Source organism: Archangium gephyra, from assembly GCF_049060025.1.
GTDB lineage: Bacteria > Myxococcota > Myxococcia > Myxococcales > Myxococcaceae > Archangium > Archangium gephyra_A.
The window spans coordinates 4,944,593-4,963,221 of the sequence record NZ_JBMEQQ010000002.1; the positions used below are offsets into that span (position 1 = coordinate 4,944,593).

An 18,629-nucleotide genomic window follows, 5' to 3' on the forward strand; every position below is an offset into this window, starting at 1 on the left:
CCTCTCCCGCATGCTGGGGAGAGGGGATTTTCGTTACCGGGCCCCAGTGGGGGCCCGGCTCACCGGGTGGCCCCCGTTACGGCTGGGCGCAGGCCTCGGCGTTCTCGTGACGGCACGCGTGCAGGTTGCGCGGCACCTCCATCCAGTAGATGTCGGGGGTGACGTTCTTCTGGTCACGCAGCTTCTCCGTCTTGGGCGCATCGCCCGGGCTCGTCACCGCCACTTCGAAGCGGATGCCGCCCGTCGCCGACAGCGAGATGATGGGCGAGCCCTCGCTCGGAGGAGCGGTGGTGCCACGGCCCTTGCTGTCGATGAAGCCGGTACCCGACCGGAAGCCCTCGGCCATGTCCGGCAGACCGGTGATGGCGTCCGCCTGCCACATGTAGGACATGTCACCCGAGCCGGACAGCGAGCAGGCCGAGCCACTCTTGCCCGCGACCGGGGCGAACGAGGGCCAGAAGACGACGCCCGCGAGCACCGTCGAGCCGGCCGCCGTGCGCTCCAGCAGCGAGTTGTTGTAGCGGATGAACCAGCCCGGCCCCTCGGAAGCGCCGCGCTTGAGCCCACCCATCTTCGCCGCCGGGATGTAGCGCTGCTTGTAGCCCGAGGCGTCCGGCGCCAGGTACTCGTAGGCCGCGTCCGGAATCGTCACGTCCACCAGCGAGCACGTGACTCCCAAGGGGCAGGCGTACCCGCTCGCCTTGTCCGACACGCGCATCTTGTCGAACTCGACCGCGCCGTCCTTGGTGGAGAACTTGCGCATCGCGCCACCGTACGCGTGGAAGCCGAAGTAGCGGTTGTTCGCCACGGCCTTCTTCTCCTCCTCGCCCAGCTTCAGGTCCGGGTGCTCGCTCGTGTTGAGGTTGAGGTGATCGCCCGTCCACTTCGTGCCGGTGCTCTTGGCGAAGGACTCCGTCTTGAACGTCTTCTCCGCACCGGTCCAGGGCGCCGGGTACGTGGTGGTGCCGTACGACGCGGCGGGGCAGCTGATGGCGAGATTCGTCAGCTCCATCCGCGAGCCGGAGCACGCGTCACCCAGGCCGCTCAACCACTCCTCCTTGTTCTCCTTCAGCACACCCAGCTCGTACTTGAGCGTGGTGGTGCGCTTCTGGCCGTTGACCTCGGCGACCAGCGTGGCCGACACGTTGCACTTGAGCCGGATGCACGCCAGCAGATCGTCCGGACCGCAGTCCGAGCCCGCCGTGGTGCGCAGGTGCTGCTTGTCGCCGGTGCCCATGAAGCTGCGCAGCCAGCCCGTCTCCGGCTGCAGGACGTTGGAGGGGATGTTGAAGAAGGGAGCCTTCTCATGGGCGTTGGCCGCCCCGAAGGTGGCCCCGTCCTCACGCTGCATCTCCAGCGAGCGGGCGCCGTACCAGTTGGACACCATGCCGCTGGCGTCCAGCTTGCCCGGCTCCTTGAAGCGGAACGTCCACACCTGGCCGCCCATGTCGCCGACGACCATGGTGTCGAAGAAGCCGTCCAGGTCCCGCTCCACGCTCTCGCCCTTGCCGATGTCCACCAGCGCCGGCGAGGCCGCCACGGGCATCATCTGGTTGATGACGTCGTTGTAGGGATCCGACGCCTTGTGGCCAGGCTGGGCCTCCACGGACCACAGCATCTTGCCCGTCCACGCATCCACCATGTAGACGCCGCGGCCGCGCGTCAGGTCCGAGCTGTAACCGCCGTTGAGCACGGCCACCCAGCGCTCCTCCCACCCACGCGCGGAGTCCCCACTGGCGGAGGACTCGAGGCGCACCGGCCCGATGGGAGGCGGCTTGGGAGCGAAGTTGGACCAGGACTGGCCCATGCTGGCCGACTCCGGGTCGCACGCGTTGGGGAACATCCACCGGAACGGCTTCGTGTCCGGAGCCGTCGGGGCCGTGAGGCTCTTGAGCATCATGTACGGGTCCGTCATGTCCAGCGCCGTGTAGCGCTGGCCACCCCCGCGCTCGGTGATGACGGCGATGGTGCGGAACTCGCCCTCCTGCTTGGTGCCGTCCTTGGCGGAACCATCCTCCGCGGTCGTCTTGAGCTCACCGTCCGCCCAGATGTCACGCACCATGGGCGTTCCATCCACGTAGTACTCGTGCTTGGCGCCCACCATCAGGCTCAGCTTGGGCAGCAGATCCGGCGGGATGAAGGCCCAGATCTCCTGGCCCGTGCCCGGGGTGTAGGTGGTGCCGAAGCTCTTCTTCTTGGCCGCGGGGTCGGTCGGGTCCGGAACCGGAACCACCGCGTCACCCACGTGGACGGCGTGGATCATGCCGCCGTTGGAGCCCACCAGCGCGATGCGCGGACGGGCTTCCATGCTCTTCATGTAGTCGCCATAGGCGCCATGCTTCATGCCCCTGGTGCTCGCCGCCAGCGGCGTGGGCTTGTAGCAGGGCTTGCCGCCGGACCCGCACCGCGGCTCGGAGGACACCGAGGAGGAGAAGTCCTCGTAGAGCGTGGACACGCACTGGGAATTGAGGCCCAGCGAGCAGAGGAACGGATCTCCCGGAGACTCCACCGTCACCGGCGTGGAGTGGAAGATGTCCGCGAGCTTGCAGGACGCCGTGTCTCCCGCCTTGTTGTCCGCGCACGGCCGCTCCTCGTTCTTGATGGAGTCACCGTCGTAGTCGAAGACGTCCACGCCGCGCACGAAGCGGATGAGCGTCTCCGCACACGTCTTCTGCTGGGCGGCGGTGCCGTCCCACGGCCCCAGGCCCGCCTTGGCGTAGAGCGTGCTGCAGAAGGTGTCGCCGCCCGCCAGCAGGTACTTCTGGAGCTCGTCGATGTTGTACTCGTGGAACTCGACGGGCGGGTTGTCCTCCGTGTCGAACTTGCCGTTGTTGTTGCGGTCGATGAGCGTGAAGATGCAGCGGCCGCTGTCGCCATCGGCGCCGCCGAGCGGCTTGGTCGGATCGCACCGCGCGATCGCCGAGCGCTTGCCGATCGTCTCACCCAGGTTCCAGAAGGGCTTGGCCTTCACGCCGCCCTCCACCTTGCCATCCCCCACGGGGGTGGCCGTGTTCACCTTGACCCACTCGCCCGCGGTGTTCTCCTGGACGATGTTGTTGGGCCCAAAGGTCTTCACGTCCGGAACGCCTCCAGCGAGATAGCCGATGCCGTCGCTGTCGAGGAAGAAGGTGTCGTCGCAGTCCTTGTCCTTGTTGAGGTCGAGCGGGTCCCCGGCCGTGGTCTTCGCCCTGGAGTCGTCGCAGCCCTGGCCGAACTCGCTGTAGTAGAAGAAGCGGTAGAGGTGGCCCTCGTACGGACGGTTGCGGCGGGGGATGAAGCGGGGCACGAACACGGAGGACTGCACACCCGTGGCCTGCACGCCGGAGATGTTGGCGGCGGCGAACGAGGTGGAGAGCTGCCGGATGTCGCCGAGCGCGTCCAGGATGGCGGTGCGCAGCTGCACGGCATCGTTGGCCTGGTAGAAGTTGCCCTTGCCGGCCCGCGCGATGCTCTGGAGCATGGCGCTGTTGTCACCGTAACCGATGGTGTACGTGCGCATGGACTGCACGCCCGGCATGTCGTCGCGCAGGTCCATGTTGGCCAGGAAGAAGGACACGTCATCCATGAAGTTGCGGTTGCCCACACCGTGGCCGACCGGCCAGTTGTAGTAGGTGTAGTCGCAGTCCGCCTTGGTGAAGTACTCGTCCGGGGTGGGATCCGGGTGGTCCACCTTCACGAACTGGTCGCAGTAGTTGATGCCGCCCACGTCCGGGTTGGTGTCGGGGGTGGTCGCGTCGAAGCGCACCGGCGTGCCCTCCAGCAGGCCCGTCTTGGCGCCGTGCCGCACGCCCTTGTCCACCAGGAGCTGCATCATCTTCGTGATGGGCACCGAGTTGTCGTACTTGGGCGCGCCGTCCGTCAGCACGATGACGGAGCTGACCTGGCAGCCGAAGCACACGGAACGCCGGCCACCCGGGGTCGGATCCTCCCAGGGCTGGCCCGGCAGGTACTTGCCGGTGATGGGATCCGTATAGGGCGGCTTCACCCACTCCGCGGAGTCCACGGCCCAGAAGGCGCCCGGCTTGCCGGTGTACGGGTCATCCGTGGTGCCGCCGTTGCAGCAGCCCGGCCAGCCGAAGTAGCCGGGGTTGAGCGGCTGCTTGAACCAGCCCTCCCACTTGCCATCCGCCTTCTGCGAGGAGAAGTAGCCACCCAGGCCGAACAGCGCCTCACCGATGGAGCGCTCGTTGTTGCGGAAGTTCACCTCGTTCACGGCCGCCGTGAGCCGGCCGCGGTTGAGGCCCGTGGAGCCCGTCTCCTTGATCTCCGGGAAGGAGTCGTCGCAGCTCGGGCGCAGCGGCTCGAGAATCAGCGTGGGATCGAACCAACCGTGGTCCTCACCGAAGGTGGCCACGCCCATGCGGACGTTGGGCGCCATCTTGATGACGTCCTTGAGCACCTTGCGCGCCACCACGAACTTGGGCGGACGCACGTTGAGCACACGGCCGCTGACGACCCACTTGCGCATCGCCTCGGGAACGAGCGGCGGCTCATCCAGCTCCTTGTTCGGGCCGGCCTGGCCCGGACTGGCCTTGGCCGTCACGATGGGACCACGCCACCAGCCCTTGCTCGCCAGACACGCCCGGCACTCCGTCATCAGGGGCGCGTCGACGGCCCCGTACGGGTAGTCCGTCGTGTCCCAACCCACGCTGCCGTAGCAGGCCGTCAGCGCGTCGCCGTAGGTGTTCAGCGGGCCTTCGAAGTCGTTACCGTTGATGGTGAACGGACCTTCCTTCACGTTCCACGCGAGCCGGCGGCCGCGCGAGAAGTAGAAGCGGTTCGGATCGAAGAACGGCGACTTCAGGTCACCGTCGGAGTCGTAGACGACGGAGCCGTTCTTCTCCGGCAACGGGCTGGTCCTGTCGAACCAGCTATCCATCGCGGCCACGAGCGCCGGGTCCGTACAACCCGTGTTGATGGCGAGACCGGCCGAGCCCTCTCCGCCGAGGTCACCGGGTTTGGTGGCGGCCGTGGGCGTGGGGTAGAAGCCCGGTGTGAAGACCTCGGGCAGGTACACGGGGTAGTCCTGCATGGACTCGTTGTTGCCCAGCAGGAACATGGCGCTCGGAGGGCTGGAGGGGACTTCGAAGAAGTCCTTGTCGCCTCCCTGCGAGGGGTTGATCATCGCGTCGCCGATGGCCAGCGCGCTCGTACAGCACGCGGCCTTGGCGGGCACGTCCACCTCTCCCGAACGGCTGTCCCGGGCCAACAGTCCCACGGCCCCCGCAACCACTACTCCCGCAGCCACGCCGACCCCGCGGAACAAGGGCTTCCGCAGGGTACGTCGCATGGTGTCGAAGTCGATGCGCATCATGAAAGGCTCCTAGAGACCGAATCGCACGACGAATTCCACTTCGGTCCCACGACCGTTTTCGTCCACACAGTGGACCGTAATCTTATGCGGAACGCCACCCAAGGTGGTTTTTCCGACAGTATTGGACAGATCTCTCAGTGCCCGCCGGTCTCCGCCCGCCCTGCCTTCGACGGCCGTGACACCCGCGACTGACATCTGGCCGATGTGGCCGCTACGCGCACATCGGGAATCCTCGGGGACGTTGCCGGCGTCGGGGCAGTCCGCGGCACCGGCCGCGTTGAGGTCCACGTTGACGGCGGAGAGATCCACGGGCGCGCCATCCAGGAGGCTGAAGCGCGAGAGCATGTACTGACGGCCCGCGTCCGCGCACGCGAGCAGCTCATCGCCGCTGCGCTCGTTGCGGGCCGCGCCCAGCTCACTGTGAGAGAAGGAAACGGCGGCGGCGGCCAGCAGACTGATGACCGCCAGCAACACCACCACCAGCAACAGCACGGAACCGCGTCTGCCGAGGCGTTTCTTCATGGCAAGTCCTCCTAGCCTCCAGCGCAATTGAAGTCATCCTTGGGAAGGGCGCCCTTGCAGGCGTCCGGAGTCGTCGAATCCAGCGTATAGACGGGAACGGGCATCTCCGAGGAGCGCATGTTACGCACGTGCACCGACATTTCGGAGACGATGCGGCGGAAGCCGTAGTCCAGCGGCTTGGGGATGGGATCCTCCGCCACCGGGACGAGCTTGCCACCCAAGGGGGTCAGCTTGCTGCCGAAGGAGGGAATCTGGTTCATCACCCGGGGGCTGGCGCCCGAGTCGCGGGTGGTGCTGCGCGCCACCAGGCCCACCACCACGGCGCGGATGTTGGCCGGGTTGTCGTTGCTGCGCCGCGCGTCGTCGAGAGGCGTGTCGTAGCCGGGCGCCGGGTGGAGCGAGTCGTCGTACCGGGTGGGGATGAAGAAGGAGCCATCCCCCCTCAAGAAGGAGACGCGCAGCGCCTCGATGTCCTCGGCCACCGGCTCGCCAAACGAGTTGACCGGGTCCGTCTCGGCCAGCCCATGACGGCGGAACAGGTAGGGCCGGTCCGGCGTGCCGGGATTGGCATCCTCGTCGATGAGGCGGATGGAGTAGTCGTAGACGTCGATCTTGAAGACGTACACGCCCAGTCCACCGGAGCCGGAGCCGAAGCAGCTCGCGGAGAAGTCGTTGAGCCGGGGGAACCTGCCGTCGGCCGCCTCGAGCACGAGGCTCGAGGTGCCCCGGGGGGCATCCGCGCTGAGCTGGCCGTAGCTCCAGCCGAGCGCGCCCGGGCACACCACCTGGACGATCTGCCCCCTGCGCAGCGTCTCGGGCAGGCCACTGGCCAGGGTGATGGTCGTGGCCGTCATCGAGGTGGCGAAGGCGTTGAACGCCGGGTTGCGCATCCGGAAGACGAGCCGGTCCGAGCGGTTGACGGCGCCGAGCGAGTCGCGCGACCAGCCATCCGGGAAGTCGAAGGCGAGCGGCGGCTCCATGCCGTAGCCGGCCATGCGCAGGTTGCGCACCACCATCATGTGCGTCTGCCGCAACGAGGCCTGGCCGCCCCGGATGCCCGCCTGCGTGTAGAAGGACTGGGTGTAGCCGAGGAAGGCCGCGGAGACGGCGAGCACCGTGAGGAACGTCACGGCCGAGCCCACCATCAGCTCGATCAGGGTAAATCCACGCTGGCGCCGCATCACACGCCTCCCATCTGGATGCGCATCGTCTGGGTCGTCACGACGCGCGGCTCCCCCGCATCCATGTAGAGCACCTTGACCCAGACCTGCATGCGCCGCACGCCCTCGCGCACGTTCTCGGTGCGGACGATGTAGTAGCGCTGGTAGACCGTCTCGTTGCGGCCCTCGACCTTGTCCTCGTCCTTGAAGGCGGCCCGCTGCAGGCCGCCGAACGAGGCACCCCCCAGGCGCAGCATCAGCTCACCGTGCATGCACGCCACGTAGGCGTTGTAGTCACCGGTGCCCGGCGTGAGCAGCTTGTCGTCCTTGTCCAGCGGATCCTCCGCGCACAAGGCGTCGTTGGCGGCCAGCCGCGAGTCGTTGAAGTCCCAGAGTTGGATCTGCTCGGCCAGGTCGTTGGCGACATCGGTGGCCTGCATGAGCCTGCGGGCCTGGCCGGTGGCGCCACGCGCCTGGACGAGCGCGCCGAGCAGCCCGGCGAGGCCCACCAGGAACACGACCGCGGCGATGAGGGATTCGATCGTCGTGAAGCCGTGGCGTGAGCGGAAGGAAGCGCGTCGCAGCATGGCAATCACCTCGTAGCCGAGAAGGTCCGGACGAGACCGGTGTTGGTGATGACGATGGCCTGCGCGCTCTGCAGACCGCCGCCGCCCACCGGGAGGAAGGAGATGGAGGCCGCGCCGTCCCGAGACGGATTGCCCTCGGCATCGGCGAACGTCACGGCACCGTCCGGCTCGAAGAAGATGACGCCGCGCAACGGCTTCGTCGTTCCGTCCCCGGAGCAGAAGGTGCAAGGCTTCTCGCTGGGAACGAAGCAGAAGGGCGGCGGGAAGATGTCGGGACGCACCGACGGCTGGCCCTTGGCGAGGCCGATGCGGTTGGCCAACAGCGAGGTGCAGCCCTTGTGCGCCACACGGCCCACGGCCTCGATGAAGCCGCCCTCCAGCACCCGCACGGAGGGATTGAAGTTCCCCGAGTCGAACAGCGGGAACTCCGCCCCCGGAGGCGCGGGAGTACCGGGCACCAGCTCCGTCAGCGTGCGCCAGTCGGGATTGGACCTCATCGTCGCGGCCAGGTTGGACCAGGGGTCCACCACCACCCAGTAGCGGATGGGATTGCCCATGGTGGGCCCATCCGCGTTGATGATCACCGCCACGCGCTGGTTGCGGCCATACGCGTGCGAGCGGGCACTGGAGATGACCGCGGCGAACTCGAGCGCGCCACCTGTCAGCCGCGTGCGCTGCGGCAGCACCTCCAACGCGGCGTACGCGAGCGCGGCGAGAATGGCGACGATTCCCGTGACGGTCGCCATCTCGATGAGGGAGAAACCGGTATTGCGGCGGGTTCGCTTCATAAGGGAGTCCATCATCCGGCGCCCCCGAGCAGAGCCACACACCATCCGGACACCGGGCGCAAAAAAGAAAGCTGAGCTTCGAGGGCTACTACATGGTCCTTGGTGAACCAGCTTACCGCAAATTCCGACGAGGGATCATCGCATCCTCCGCTCCCCTACGGAACGAGCAGCGGAGCAGACATGCTGCCTCGGAAATTTCTTTCCCCGCTGCAGGCATCCCGGCATCTTCGGGAAAGCAACGCCAGACGCGAGAAGGGCCACATGACGGGGACGTATCAGACACTCACGGTGGATCTGCCGGAAACGGAGTCGGAGGCCGCCCAGGAGCTGCTGCACGAGCTGGGGGCCATGGGACTGGAAGTGAGGGACCGGGAGGGTCCCACCATGCCGGGAGTGCGGGTGCCCGCGGCGGGCGAGCACATCCTCGTGGCCTACTTCGACGACGCGGACACGGCCGAGCAGGCCCGTGCGGAGATGCACGAGGCCTACCCCTCGGCGCGCCTGGCGCTGGCCGAGGAGCAGCAGCAGGACTGGAGCAATGCCTGGAAGGCCCACATCAAGTCCGTGCAGGTGGGCCGGCTCTGGGTGGGCCCCCCCTGGGAGGCGCAGAACGCCCCGGCCGACAAGGTGCGCCTCGTCATCGAGCCGAAGATGGCCTTCGGCACCGGCGACCACCCCACCACCTCCCTGTGTCTGGGTGCGGTGGATGACTACATGAGCACCCATCCGGGGGCGAGTGTGCTGGATGTGGGGACAGGTACGGGCGTGCTGGCGATCGCCGCGAAGAAGCTGGGCGCGGGGCGGGTGGTGGGCACGGACAACGATCCGGTGTCGGTGGAGCTGTCGCGGGAGAACGCCGTGGACAACGGCACGCCGGACGTGGAGCTGTCGGGCAAGGAGCTGACGGCGGTGGAGGGCACCTTCGACCTGGTGGTGGCCAACATCCTCGCCAACACGCTCATCGAGCTGGCGCCGCTCATCGCCCCCAAGGTGAAGGACAAGCTGCTGATGGCCGGAGTGCTCGCGCACCAGAAGGCGGAGGTGGAGGCGGCGTACGTGAACCTCGGCCTGGTGCCGGAGCCCGGTGCCCAACAGGGCGAGTGGGTGCGGCTGGACTTCCACCGCGCGAAGTAACATCCGGTCCGACGGAGGGTTAGAGTCTCCCCATGCTGAAGCCACAGACCCAGGCGCTGTTCGACGAGTACATCTCCGCCCACCAGCACCCCACCAACCGCCTCACCCACAAGCTCGCCATCCCCCTCATCGTCCTGCACATCGTCGCCATGCTGGACTGGGTGCGGCTGGTGTCCGTCCCCGCGCTGCCCGGTGGCTCGCTCACCCTCGCCTACGTGGCCTGGGCCCTGGCCTCCATCTGGTTCCTGCGCGCCGATGCCAGGCTGGGACTCATCGTCTCCGTCGCCGCCGCCCTGTGCATCCCGCTGGGCCGCCTGCTGCCTCGCGAGGCCGTCATCGCCATCGCCGTCGTCGGCTGGCTCGTCCAGCTCGCCGGCCACGCCGTCTGGGAGAAGAAGTCTCCTTCCTTCCTCACCAACCTCGTCCACGCCCTCGTGGGGCCGCTGTTCTTCGTCGCCCTGCTGACCGGGGATTACAAGATCGCTCCCCAGGCGCAGACGGCTCCGCAGACGGCCCGGTAGTCCGCTCAGCGGGAGTCGGCGGTTCTCGGCATCCCGGGGACGGGCTCCGTCTTGTCCGGCGGCGCCCGGCCCTTCAGGGAGTAGACCACCACCGACTCCTTCCTCCCCTTCACCCGCTCCTCGGACATCCGCTCCCCCTGGAAACGGCCCTCCCCCGCCCTCCAGGTGCTCTCGCTCACCAGGATGTCCACCCCCAACGCCTTCGTCAGGCCCTCCACCCGCGAGGCCAGATTCACCGCGTCCCCAATCACCGTGTACTCGTGCTGCTCCGCGCCTCCCAGCATCCCCGCCGCCACCACCCCCGTGTGCAGCCCGATGCCGATGCGCAGCGCCGGCTCTCCCCGCTGCTCCCTCCACGCGTTGAGCTCCTCCAGCTTCCTGCGCATGTCGAGCGCCGCCTGCATCGCGTGCACCGCGTGATTCGCGTCCCCGTCCGGCACGCCCCAGCACGCCAGCATCCCGTCCCCCAGGAACTTGTTCACGATGCCCCCGTGCCCCATGACGATCTGCCCCATGTGCCCGAAGTAGTCGTCCAGCAGCCCCAGCACCGCCCGGGGCGGCAGTGACTCGCTCAGCGCCGTGAAGTCCCGGATGTCGCTGAAGAGGATCGTCACCTCCCGCTGCACCGGCTCCAACGTCCCGTCCCCCGTCTGCAGCACCCGCTCCACCACCTGCCGCGGCAGGAATCGCGAGAGGTTGTCGCGCCTCCTCAGCCCCAGGAACATGCTGCTCACCGCCGTGTTCGCCCACCCGATGAGCATCCCCAGCGCGAGGTAGCAGCCCAGCACGAAGCTCACCTTCGAGACGGAGAACTCCCCCAGCCCCCAGCACACCAGCGCGAACGTCGCCGAGGACATCCCCGTGGACAGCACCACGTGCAGCCAGCTGTAGCGCGCCACCGAGAAGGCGAGCACCACCGCCAGGCTCGCCGCCAGCATCTGCGGGTTGAAGACCCCCGTCATGGAGACCGCCCGCCACGCCGCGAACCCGAAGAAGCCACAGTCCAGCACCGTGGCGAACACCGGCATCCACCTCGCCCTGCGCGGGTTCGGCTTCTTCTGCACGTGCAGCGCCAGCGCGATGGTGAGCGCGAAGACCAGATAGCCCAGCACCGCCGCCATCCTCGGCGGATCCCTCGGAATCAGCTCGCCCGACATCCGCGCGAGGACGGCCTGGCTCAGAATCACCAACACCAACAGCGCGAGGCGCACCCGCGACACCACGCGCTCTCCTCGCAGCGCGCTCTCGGCGAACACCCGCTCCTGGTTGGCCCGCGCCACCTCGAACCGGGCCACCGTACTGTCACTGCTCACGCGGCGCGCCATGGAGGTCTCCTCGCCCCCCATGAGAACCGCAGCCGCCCCACCGTGCGCAAGCCGCCCGTCACCGCGGAGAGGACATGCCGCGCTGCGCATCGCAGGTGTGCCGCCTCCTTGCCTCGCTCCCAAGGGCCCGCTCCCCCGCCACCCCTCCCCCGAGGACCGCTGGATGGGTTGGCGGGTGCCACCGCCCGCCCGAGATTGAGGGAAGGCACACCCTCAGGAGCCCACCATGGCAGGCAAGTTCAGCAAGACCACGACACCCGGCGCGGGCTACACGGACGCCGTCACCCAATCGAGTCCCCCCACCGACCCATCCGGACGCGGCGTCCCCGACGAGCGGCGCGGCTTCGCGGACCAGCGCGAGGGACTCTTCCCGGGCAACGCGGATGACGACACCGTCACGGGCCGCAAGGCCGGCTACGGGGCCGACCCCACCAATAAGCCCCCCGGCCTGTCCGCCGAGGGGGCAGGCGGCACCGAGGACGCCGGCCCGGTGAGCAACGAAGCCTCCGGTGAGCCCGTGCAGGGTGGGTAGGGCGCCAACAAATAGAGGACTCATGCCAGGACAGGCCCTCTCGCGATTACTGGACCGCCTCCCCTTCGGGAGGAGTGTCATCGACGGAGTCCCCGCCGCACCGCCCCAGCACCTGCCGCACCAGGAGCCCACCCAGGTCTTCCAGGGCTTCGAGTCGCTGCCGGTGGCCGATGGCCCTCGCCGGCTCGGGAATGGAACCACGCTGCTGGTGCACCACCCCCAGCCGCGCCCGCCCCGTGACCACGCGCTCCGCGTGATGACGTACAACATCCTCCTGGGCGGCGAGCGCCGTGCGCTGCTCGAGAGCTACTTCGCCTCGCTGGAGGAGCTCGGCCGGATGCCGGACATCATCGCGCTCCAGGAGGCCAGCCAGCCCACCGCCATCGAGCTCGCGCGCGACTACGGCTTCCACCTCGTCTACCAGGGCCGCGACGTGGCCGGGCCCGTCATCAACGGCAAGGCCATCCTCAGCCGCTACCCCCTCCTCGAGGCCACGCACTACACCTATGCATTCCCCGAGGAGGCCCGCGCCGCCGCCATCGCCCGCCAGGGCTTCGTGGGCGAGCTGGACGAGGACCGGGGCGCGCTCTTCGCGCTCATCGACGTGCCCGGCGGCCCCGTGGCCCTCTACAACGTGCACCACTCGCTGGGCGACAGCGGCATCAACGCCGGCCAGCTCTGGCAGCTCCAGGCCACCCTGCACGCCCGCGACGGCGTGCCCTCCATCGCCCTGGGCGACTTCAACGCCAACATCAACGTCAAGCACCACTACTCCCTGCTGCCCGGCCCCATCCGCAAGCACGAGCCCACCGAGACGGTGAAGGACTATGAGTCGCGCTACGGCGACGTGCACCCCAGCGTGGGCGACTGGGGCGTGGGCAACATCGGCGACGTGCGCGTGCGCCGCGCCCTCCACGCCCTCGAGCACGAGTTGCCGGACCCGCTGCGCCGCGCCCGCGAGCTGCGCGTGCGCATGCCGGACGGCTCCTTCATCAAGCCGGACGAGGCCCGCGAGATGCTCGTCGCCGGCGCCTTCCCGAAGCACTCGGAGCCGTGGCTGCGCCTCCAGGACGTGGCCGACATGTCCACCCTCAACTCCCTGCCCGACGGCACCGGCGTGGTGCCCGCCACCGGCAAGCGCTTCGACACCTTCTTCGCCTCCCGCCAGCTCGAGCCCCTGCTGCTCGAGGTGGACCACTCCACCAACGCGTCCGACCACCTGCCCTCCGTCGCCGACTTCCAGCTCCGCGGCCTCCGCCACTGAGCCGGCCCTGGTAGAAGGGGGTCCCCCCACCCCCCGGAGGACAGCCCACCCGTGGTCCGACTCTTCGTCCCGCTCCCCGAGCCCGCTCCCCCCGAGGTGACGCTCTCGGGCGAGCGGCGCCATTACCTCGTCCACGTCCTGCGGCTCGCCGAGGGCTCCCCGCTCGAGGTCTTCGACGGCGCGGGCCGCGCTTTCGAGGCGCGCGTGGCCTCGCTGGACGCGGAGCAGGTGCGTCTGGTGCTCGGCGAGGCCCGGCACACCCCGCCTTCCCGGCCGCTCCACATCCTCCAGGGGCTCCCCAAGGGCGACAAGCTGGAGTGGGTGCTGCAAAAGGGCACCGAGTTGGGCGCCACCGCCTTCCACCCCGTGGCCACCGCCCGCAGCGTGGTGAAGCTCGAGCCCAAGCGCGCCGAGGAGCGCACCACGCGCTGGACGAAGATCGTCGAGGAGGCCGCCCGCCAGTGCCGCCGCAATGACGTGCCCCTCGTCCACCCCCCGCGCCCCCTCGTGGACGCGGCGCGCTCGCTCGCCCCCGGCACCACCCTGTTCGTGCTCGACGAGGAGGAGTCCGCCGTGCCGCTGAGCGAGGCCTTCCGCTCCTGCGCGCCCGGCGCTCCCGTCGCCCTGGTGGTGGGCCCCGAGGGCGGCCTGGCCCGCGAGGAGGTCTCCGCGCTCCGGGCCCTGGGCGCCCGCCCCGTCACGCTCGGCCGCCGCATCCTCCGCACCGAGACGGCCGCCCTCGCCGCGCTCGCCGTCATGGGCTTCCTGGACGGGGAGCTCGGGTAGAGCTCGGCCAGGTGCCGGGAGGCCGGGCCCCCGCCGCCTCGCGGATGCCCACCCCGTCACGCCATTCCTATGTTTGCTCGGCAACGGCGGCCTCATGCCGAGGCGCCAGACAGGGAGTGGCACCCATGGCCATCTACGCCTATGCGCTCGTCGGAATGCTCGTGGGCCTTCTCGCGCGGGTCATCTTGCCGCCAACGCGCCTGGTGGGCTTCTGGGGCAGCCTGCTCCTCGGAGGGATTGGCGGTCTCCTCGGCGGCGTCTTCAGCTCCATGCTGGCCCCCGTCGGGGTCACCGAGCGCGTCCATCCCCTGGGCATCGCGATGGCCCTCATCGTCTCGGCGTTGGTTTCGCTCGGGGTGATGATCGTCACCCGGAACAAACGCTTCGCCTGAGACGGTCTCCAGGCGGGGAACCCCGGCTTCCGGCGGTTTTCTTGCTCCCGGCACGAGGAAGGCGTTTCATGGTGCTACAGCCTTCTTCATCCGGGAGGAACCGTTGTCCAAGTGCCTGAAGTGCGGAGCTCCGCTGCCGCCTGTAGGGGACTGCCCCAGCTGCGCCGCCGCATCCCAGCCCGCGGCCCGGGCCGTCCCGAATTTTCTGGATAAGGACATCCAGATCGACCGCCGTCGCCCGGACCGTGACGCGCCGGCGATGCCTCCTGGTCCCGCCGCCGCACCGCCCGGGATGACCGCTCGCGGCGCCGCGACGCCCCCCGGCATGACTCCCGTGGCCTCGCGTCAGCAGGCCCCGGCTCCGGCCGCGCCTCGCGCTCCGGGGCTGCCCGTCATGCCCCCGCGCGCGCAGGCCCCGGCCGCCCAGATGGCAGCGGCTCCCGCGCCCCGGCCCCAGGTTCCCGCCGCGCCGATGTCCCCGGCGCCCGCGCAGCCCGCCATGGCCCGTCCTCCGGCGCCCCAGGCTCCCGCGCAGGCCCCCATGGCCCGTGCTCCGGCGCCCCCGGCTCCGGCCCAGGCCGCCGCGCCCCGCCCTCCTCCGCCAGCGCCCCCTCAGCCTCCCGCCATCCACCTGCCCGGCGTCGCGGCCCCGGCTCCGCGCTCGAACACTCCGGCCTTCGGCGTGCCGAACGCCGTGGCGCCCCAGCAGGCGTCCGCTCCGGGGCTGCCCGTGGTGCCTCCCCGCCCGCAGGCCACCGCGGGCCTTCCGAACGTCGCGCCCGCGAAGGCCGCTCCCGCTCCGCTGGACCTCTCCATTGAAGAGGAGTCCTTCCCGGTCGATGTCGAGGAGTCCGAGCTGCCCACCATTCCCGCGACCGCGACCGTCGCCGCCCGGGTCCCGCCGCCCGCCGCCCCGGCCGTAGCCGCCCCGGCGGCCCCCAAGCTCACGGGCACGACGTCCAAGGAGACGGAGATCCACGCGCGTCCGGCCTCGCTCTGGCGCCGGTTGCTGGCCCTCTCCATCGACACCGGCGCCATCGCCGGAGTGGCCGCGCTCTACCTCATGCTCGCCTCCTCCGTGGCCGGCGTTCAGACGCCCCAGACGAACCTCTCGGGGATCGACGCCATCGTCGTCCAGATCCGCTCCCTCCAGTCCGTGCTGCTGCCCGGCGCCGCCCTCCTCCTGGTGCTCTCGCTCGTCTACTGCGCCGTGTCCGCCTTCCTCTGGAATGGACGCACGCTGGGGCGGCGGCTGCTGGGACTGAGGCTCGTGGACACGCACGGGCTCGCTCCGGCACCGGGCCGCGCCATCGTCCGCGCCATGCTGGCCACCCTGTCCTTCGGGCTCTTCCTGGCGGGCTTCTGGATGGCCCTCTTCGACCGCCGCGGCCAGACGCTCCACGACAAGCTGACCTCCACGTACGTCGTGCAGCCGAGCTAACACCCGAGCTGTGATCCGCCGCTCCCCCGCTCCTCGGGGGCGGCGAGGCTGTCACGGGAAGGCCGTTGGCCCCCCTACCAGGCGTGCGAGACCCCTCCCGCGGGAAATCAAGGCTCCCAGCAGGAGAGCAGGCAGGTTTTTGAAGGATTCGTTGTGCCTGCCCGCCGTGGCTTTAAGATGCCCGCGTCTCCCATGCCTTCCCATCTTGCCCACACCCTGATCGCGCAAGGCCTCCTTCCCCAGGACAAGGCCGAGGAAGCCTTGCGTCATCAGACGGCGCAGGGTGGCGCCATCGACACCGCCCTGATGGAGCGCCGGCTCCTCCCCGAGCCCCAGGTGCTGCACGCGCTCGGAGAGGCCTCCGGGCTGCGTCCCGTCAACCTCGCCGACTTCGAGCCCAACGCGGACGTCGCCTCCTTCATCCCGCCGAAGATCGCCGATCGCCTGTGCGTGGTGCCGCTGTCGCTCGATGGCAGCACCCTGCACGTGGCCTGCGGCTACCCGGTGCCCAAGAAGGAGCTGGAGGAGGTGGGCTTCCTCCTCGGCAAGCCGCTCGAGCTGTGGGTGGCCACCGAGGTCCGCGTCCGCGAGTGGATCTCCGTCATCTACCGGCAGCCCCTGCCCCCGCGCTACGGCGCCCTGCTCGCCTCGCTCGATCCCGAGCGCATGGGCGCGGCGGCTCCCGCGGCACCCCAGCCCGTGCAGCCGGCCGCGGCTCCCGTGCAGCCCGCACCGGCTCCAGCCGCGAAGCCCGCGCCCGCCCCCGCTCCGCCCCCGAAGCCCGCGGACGATGCGGCCCTCACGTTGGAGATGGTGGAGCGTCTGGCGCGCTCCGTGGCCGCCGAGCCCTTCCCGATCGCCCAGCCCGAGCCGCAACCCCAGCCCGCGCCCAAGCCCCCGCCGCAGCAGCAGCCCCCGCGCGCCAACAGCGCGCCTCCGGCTCCGGCCGCCGGCCCCGCCCCCACGCAGCCTCCGCGCCCGGCGGCCCCCGCCGCGACGCCTCCGGCCGCCCTCCGTGAGCCGCTGCGCCTGAACATGCCCGAGCCCGGGCGTCCCGCGGCTCCGCCTCCCCAGGCCCAGCCCGCGCCCGCCGCGCGTCCCGCCGCTCCGCCTCCGCAGGCCCAGCCCGCGCCCGCCGCCCCGGCCGCCGCGCGTCCCCCGGTGCAGCAGCCTCCGCCCCAGGCGCAGCCCGCCGCTCCCGCCCCCGCGCCGCAGCCCGTCGCTTCCGCGGGAGGGCCCCTGCCGCGCCCGCAGCTCGAGCCGCGCGCTCCCGTGCCCGCCGCGCCGCAGTCCGCCCGCGACGACGTGCCCGAGTGGACGCTCGCGCAGGCCCGCGCCGCCCTCAAGGAGTCCACGCGGGACCGCGACCGCCTCATCGACACCGCCCTGCGCTTCGGCCGCCGCACCTTCGACTACGTGGCCGCCTTCGCCGTGCTGCGGGGCGCCGCCGCCGGCTGGGACGCGCGGGGTGACGGGCTGGCCAGCGAGCAGCTCTCCCTGGTGTCCATCCCGCTCGACGCCGCCAGCGTCTTCCGCACCGTGGCCATCACCCGCGGCAGCTACGCGGGCCCCATGCCGCCGGACAGCCTGACGAAGCACTACCTGGAGCTGTTCGGCCGCCAGCCGCCCCGCACCCTCTTCCTCTACCCCGTGGAAGTGCGCGGCCGACTCGTGGCCGTCCTCTACGGTGACTGCGGCCAGAAGCCCATCAGCCAGCGCCGCCTGTCCGACTTCATCCTGTTCTGCCAGGACCTGCCCGCGGCCTTCCAGGAGCTCATCCTCTTCCGCAAGCAGCGCCTGGGCGAGCTGCGCGCGCTGGACTTCGACGTGGACGTGGACGAGCAGGCCGCGCCCAACACCAGCGCCCCCACGGCCCCGAGCGCCCCGGCGCCCGCCATGGCCGCGGGCCTGGGGTGGAGCCCCTTCGTCAACCGCACCGCCAACGCGCTGGGCCGCGCCGCTTCCATGGCCCCGCTCGTCATGTCCCAGGAGGAGCGCCCGCCCCCGGACTTCGGCCCGCTGCTCAAGCGCCTCACCGGCCCGGACGCCAACCAGCGCGCGAGCGCCATGGCCGAGCTGGCGCGCTCGCCCGAGGCCAGCGCCAAGGTGCTCGCCACGCACTTCCCCGGCCCCACCGCGTGGAGCCGCCTGCCCGTGGTGGAGCTGCCCGAGGCCGATGAGCTGGGCCCCATTCCCGGTGCCATGTCGCGGCTCGGCCGGCCCGCGGCCCAGGCACTGGCGCCGCTGCTGGACTCGAGCGACGCGGACACGCGCTACTTCGCGCTCCTCACCGCGGGCAGCCTCCCGTACGTGGAGCTGGTGGACGGCGTGCTGCGCGGCCTCTTCGACTACGAGCCGGACATCTCCAGCGCCGCGCGCGTGGCCGCCGCCGCCCTCAAGCACCTGCCGCGCCTGGACGCCGCCCGCAGGGAGCTGCGCCAGGAGCTCGACCAGCCGGGACGCGCTGCGGCGCTCGCTGGCGGCGCGCGCCCTGGGCACGCTGCACGACCGCGAGGCCATCGAAGGCCTCATCAACCTCACCGGCAGCGACGACGAGATGTGCGCCCAGGCCGCCGCCGAGGCGCTGCGCGAGGTGACGCGCGCCACGCTCGGCCTGGACAAGCGCGCGTGGACGGCGTGGTGGGCGGAGAACCGGAGCCGCCGCCGTGCGGACTGGCTCGTGAGCTCGCTGCGCCACCCGGAGCTGGACGTGCGCCTGGCCGCCATCGAGGAGCTCAGCCGGGGCCTCAACGACACGCTGGGCTACTACGCCGATGCGCCCGAGGCGGAGCGTGAAGCGGCCGTGCGCCGGTGGGAGGCCGCGATGGCGGACCCCGCCCGGGCGCGCCGCCTGGCCCTGCTG

The 18,629-nt window shown here is 70.4% G+C and carries 14 protein-coding genes; 8 read left to right on the top strand and 6 right to left on the bottom strand.

Going from position 1 to position 18,629, the window contains the following annotated elements:
* Positions 1-76: 76 nt before the first annotated feature.
* The 5 genes from ACN28I_RS21520 to ACN28I_RS21540 are packed head-to-tail and all read right to left on the bottom strand — an operon-like array spanning position 77 to position 8,371.
* On the bottom strand, positions 77-5,314 hold the full coding sequence (locus ACN28I_RS21520; protein WP_420943830.1) for a hypothetical protein: 5,238 nt from the start codon (positions 5,312-5,314) through the stop codon (positions 77-79).
* A gap of 9 nt (positions 5,315-5,323) precedes the next feature.
* On the bottom strand, positions 5,324-5,836 hold the full coding sequence (locus ACN28I_RS21525; RefSeq protein ID WP_420943831.1) for a hypothetical protein: 513 nt from the start codon (positions 5,834-5,836) through the stop codon (positions 5,324-5,326).
* Positions 5,837-5,847: 11 nt separating this feature from the next.
* Positions 5,848-7,017 (bottom strand): prepilin-type N-terminal cleavage/methylation domain-containing protein, encoded by a 1,170-nt coding sequence (locus ACN28I_RS21530; RefSeq protein WP_420943832.1) that lies wholly within the window; start codon positions 7,015-7,017, stop codon positions 5,848-5,850.
* Positions 7,017-7,583, bottom strand: coding sequence for a type IV pilus modification PilV family protein (locus ACN28I_RS21535; protein ID WP_420943833.1), 567 nt, complete (start codon positions 7,581-7,583; stop codon positions 7,017-7,019). The genes ACN28I_RS21530 and ACN28I_RS21535 overlap by 1 nt, the downstream gene beginning before the upstream one ends.
* Positions 7,584-7,588: 5 nt before the next feature.
* A complete protein-coding gene (locus ACN28I_RS21540) occupies positions 7,589-8,371 on the bottom strand; it encodes a pilus assembly FimT family protein (protein ID WP_420943834.1) in 783 nt (260 codons plus the stop codon).
* Positions 8,372-8,632: 261 nt separating this feature from the next.
* Between ACN28I_RS21540 and prmA the strand changes: the two genes are divergently transcribed.
* Together prmA and ACN28I_RS21550 are read left to right on the top strand one after the other, a co-directional pair.
* Positions 8,633-9,505, top strand: a complete 873-nt coding sequence (gene prmA, locus ACN28I_RS21545; protein WP_420943835.1) for a 50S ribosomal protein L11 methyltransferase — start codon at positions 8,633-8,635, stop codon at positions 9,503-9,505.
* Between the two features lie 32 nt (positions 9,506-9,537).
* The gene (locus ACN28I_RS21550) at positions 9,538-10,026 is read left to right on the top strand and encodes a DUF962 domain-containing protein (protein ID WP_420943836.1); all 489 of its coding nucleotides are present in this window, start codon (positions 9,538-9,540) and stop codon (positions 10,024-10,026) included.
* Positions 10,027-10,031: 5 nt separating this feature from the next.
* On the opposite strand, the gene ACN28I_RS21555 is transcribed toward ACN28I_RS21550, so the two are convergent.
* Positions 10,032-11,351, bottom strand: a complete 1,320-nt coding sequence (locus ACN28I_RS21555; protein WP_420943837.1) for an adenylate/guanylate cyclase domain-containing protein — start codon at positions 11,349-11,351, stop codon at positions 10,032-10,034.
* A 226-nt stretch (positions 11,352-11,577) separates the two neighbouring features.
* On the opposite strand from ACN28I_RS21555, the gene ACN28I_RS21560 reads away from it, so the two are divergent.
* The 6 genes from ACN28I_RS21560 to ACN28I_RS21585 all read left to right on the top strand — a co-directional run bounded on the left by ACN28I_RS21560 (position 11,578) and on the right by ACN28I_RS21585 (position 18,562).
* Complete coding sequence (locus tag ACN28I_RS21560) at positions 11,578-11,883, top strand: hypothetical protein (protein WP_420943838.1); 306 nt, start codon at positions 11,578-11,580, stop codon at positions 11,881-11,883.
* A 22-nt stretch (positions 11,884-11,905) separates the two neighbouring features.
* Complete coding sequence (locus ACN28I_RS21565; protein ID WP_420943839.1) at positions 11,906-13,147, top strand: endonuclease/exonuclease/phosphatase family protein; 1,242 nt, start codon at positions 11,906-11,908, stop codon at positions 13,145-13,147.
* Between the two features lie 51 nt (positions 13,148-13,198).
* Positions 13,199-13,933, top strand: coding sequence for a 16S rRNA (uracil(1498)-N(3))-methyltransferase (locus ACN28I_RS21570; RefSeq protein WP_420943840.1), 735 nt, complete (start codon positions 13,199-13,201; stop codon positions 13,931-13,933).
* 125 nt (positions 13,934-14,058) lie between these two features.
* On the top strand, positions 14,059-14,325 hold the full coding sequence (locus tag ACN28I_RS21575) for a hypothetical protein (protein WP_420943841.1): 267 nt from the start codon (positions 14,059-14,061) through the stop codon (positions 14,323-14,325).
* A gap of 325 nt (positions 14,326-14,650) precedes the next feature.
* Positions 14,651-15,766, top strand: coding sequence for an RDD family protein (locus ACN28I_RS21580; protein WP_420943842.1), 1,116 nt, complete (start codon positions 14,651-14,653; stop codon positions 15,764-15,766).
* A gap of 192 nt (positions 15,767-15,958) precedes the next feature.
* The gene (locus tag ACN28I_RS21585) at positions 15,959-18,562 is read left to right on the top strand and encodes a FrgA protein (protein ID WP_420943843.1); all 2,604 of its coding nucleotides are present in this window, start codon (positions 15,959-15,961) and stop codon (positions 18,560-18,562) included.
* Positions 18,563-18,629 lie beyond the last annotated feature (67 nt).

Bases quoted from the DNA above. Each gene is read 5' to 3' on its own strand.
- ACN28I_RS21520 (WP_420943830.1), bottom strand. From the start codon at position 5,314: ATGATGCGCATCGACTTCGACACCATGCGACGTACCCTGCGGAAGCCC.
- ACN28I_RS21525 (WP_420943831.1), bottom strand. From the start codon at position 5,836: ATGAAGAAACGCCTCGGCAGACGCGGTTCCGTGCTGTTGCTGGTGGTG.
- ACN28I_RS21530 (WP_420943832.1), bottom strand. From the start codon at position 7,017: ATGCGGCGCCAGCGTGGATTTACCCTGATCGAGCTGATGGTGGGCTCG.
- ACN28I_RS21535 (WP_420943833.1), bottom strand. From the start codon at position 7,583: ATGCTGCGACGCGCTTCCTTCCGCTCACGCCACGGCTTCACGACGATC.
- ACN28I_RS21540 (WP_420943834.1), bottom strand. From the start codon at position 8,371: ATGAAGCGAACCCGCCGCAATACCGGTTTCTCCCTCATCGAGATGGCG.
- prmA (WP_420943835.1), top strand. From the start codon at position 8,633: ATGACGGGGACGTATCAGACACTCACGGTGGATCTGCCGGAAACGGAG.
- ACN28I_RS21550 (WP_420943836.1), top strand. From the start codon at position 9,538: ATGCTGAAGCCACAGACCCAGGCGCTGTTCGACGAGTACATCTCCGCC.
- ACN28I_RS21555 (WP_420943837.1), bottom strand. From the start codon at position 11,351: ATGGCGCGCCGCGTGAGCAGTGACAGTACGGTGGCCCGGTTCGAGGTG.
- ACN28I_RS21560 (WP_420943838.1), top strand. From the start codon at position 11,578: ATGGCAGGCAAGTTCAGCAAGACCACGACACCCGGCGCGGGCTACACG.
- ACN28I_RS21565 (WP_420943839.1), top strand. From the start codon at position 11,906: ATGCCAGGACAGGCCCTCTCGCGATTACTGGACCGCCTCCCCTTCGGG.
- ACN28I_RS21575 (WP_420943841.1), top strand. From the start codon at position 14,059: ATGGCCATCTACGCCTATGCGCTCGTCGGAATGCTCGTGGGCCTTCTC.
- ACN28I_RS21580 (WP_420943842.1), top strand. From the start codon at position 14,651: ATGACTCCCGTGGCCTCGCGTCAGCAGGCCCCGGCTCCGGCCGCGCCT.
- ACN28I_RS21585 (WP_420943843.1), top strand. From the start codon at position 15,959: ATGCCTTCCCATCTTGCCCACACCCTGATCGCGCAAGGCCTCCTTCCC.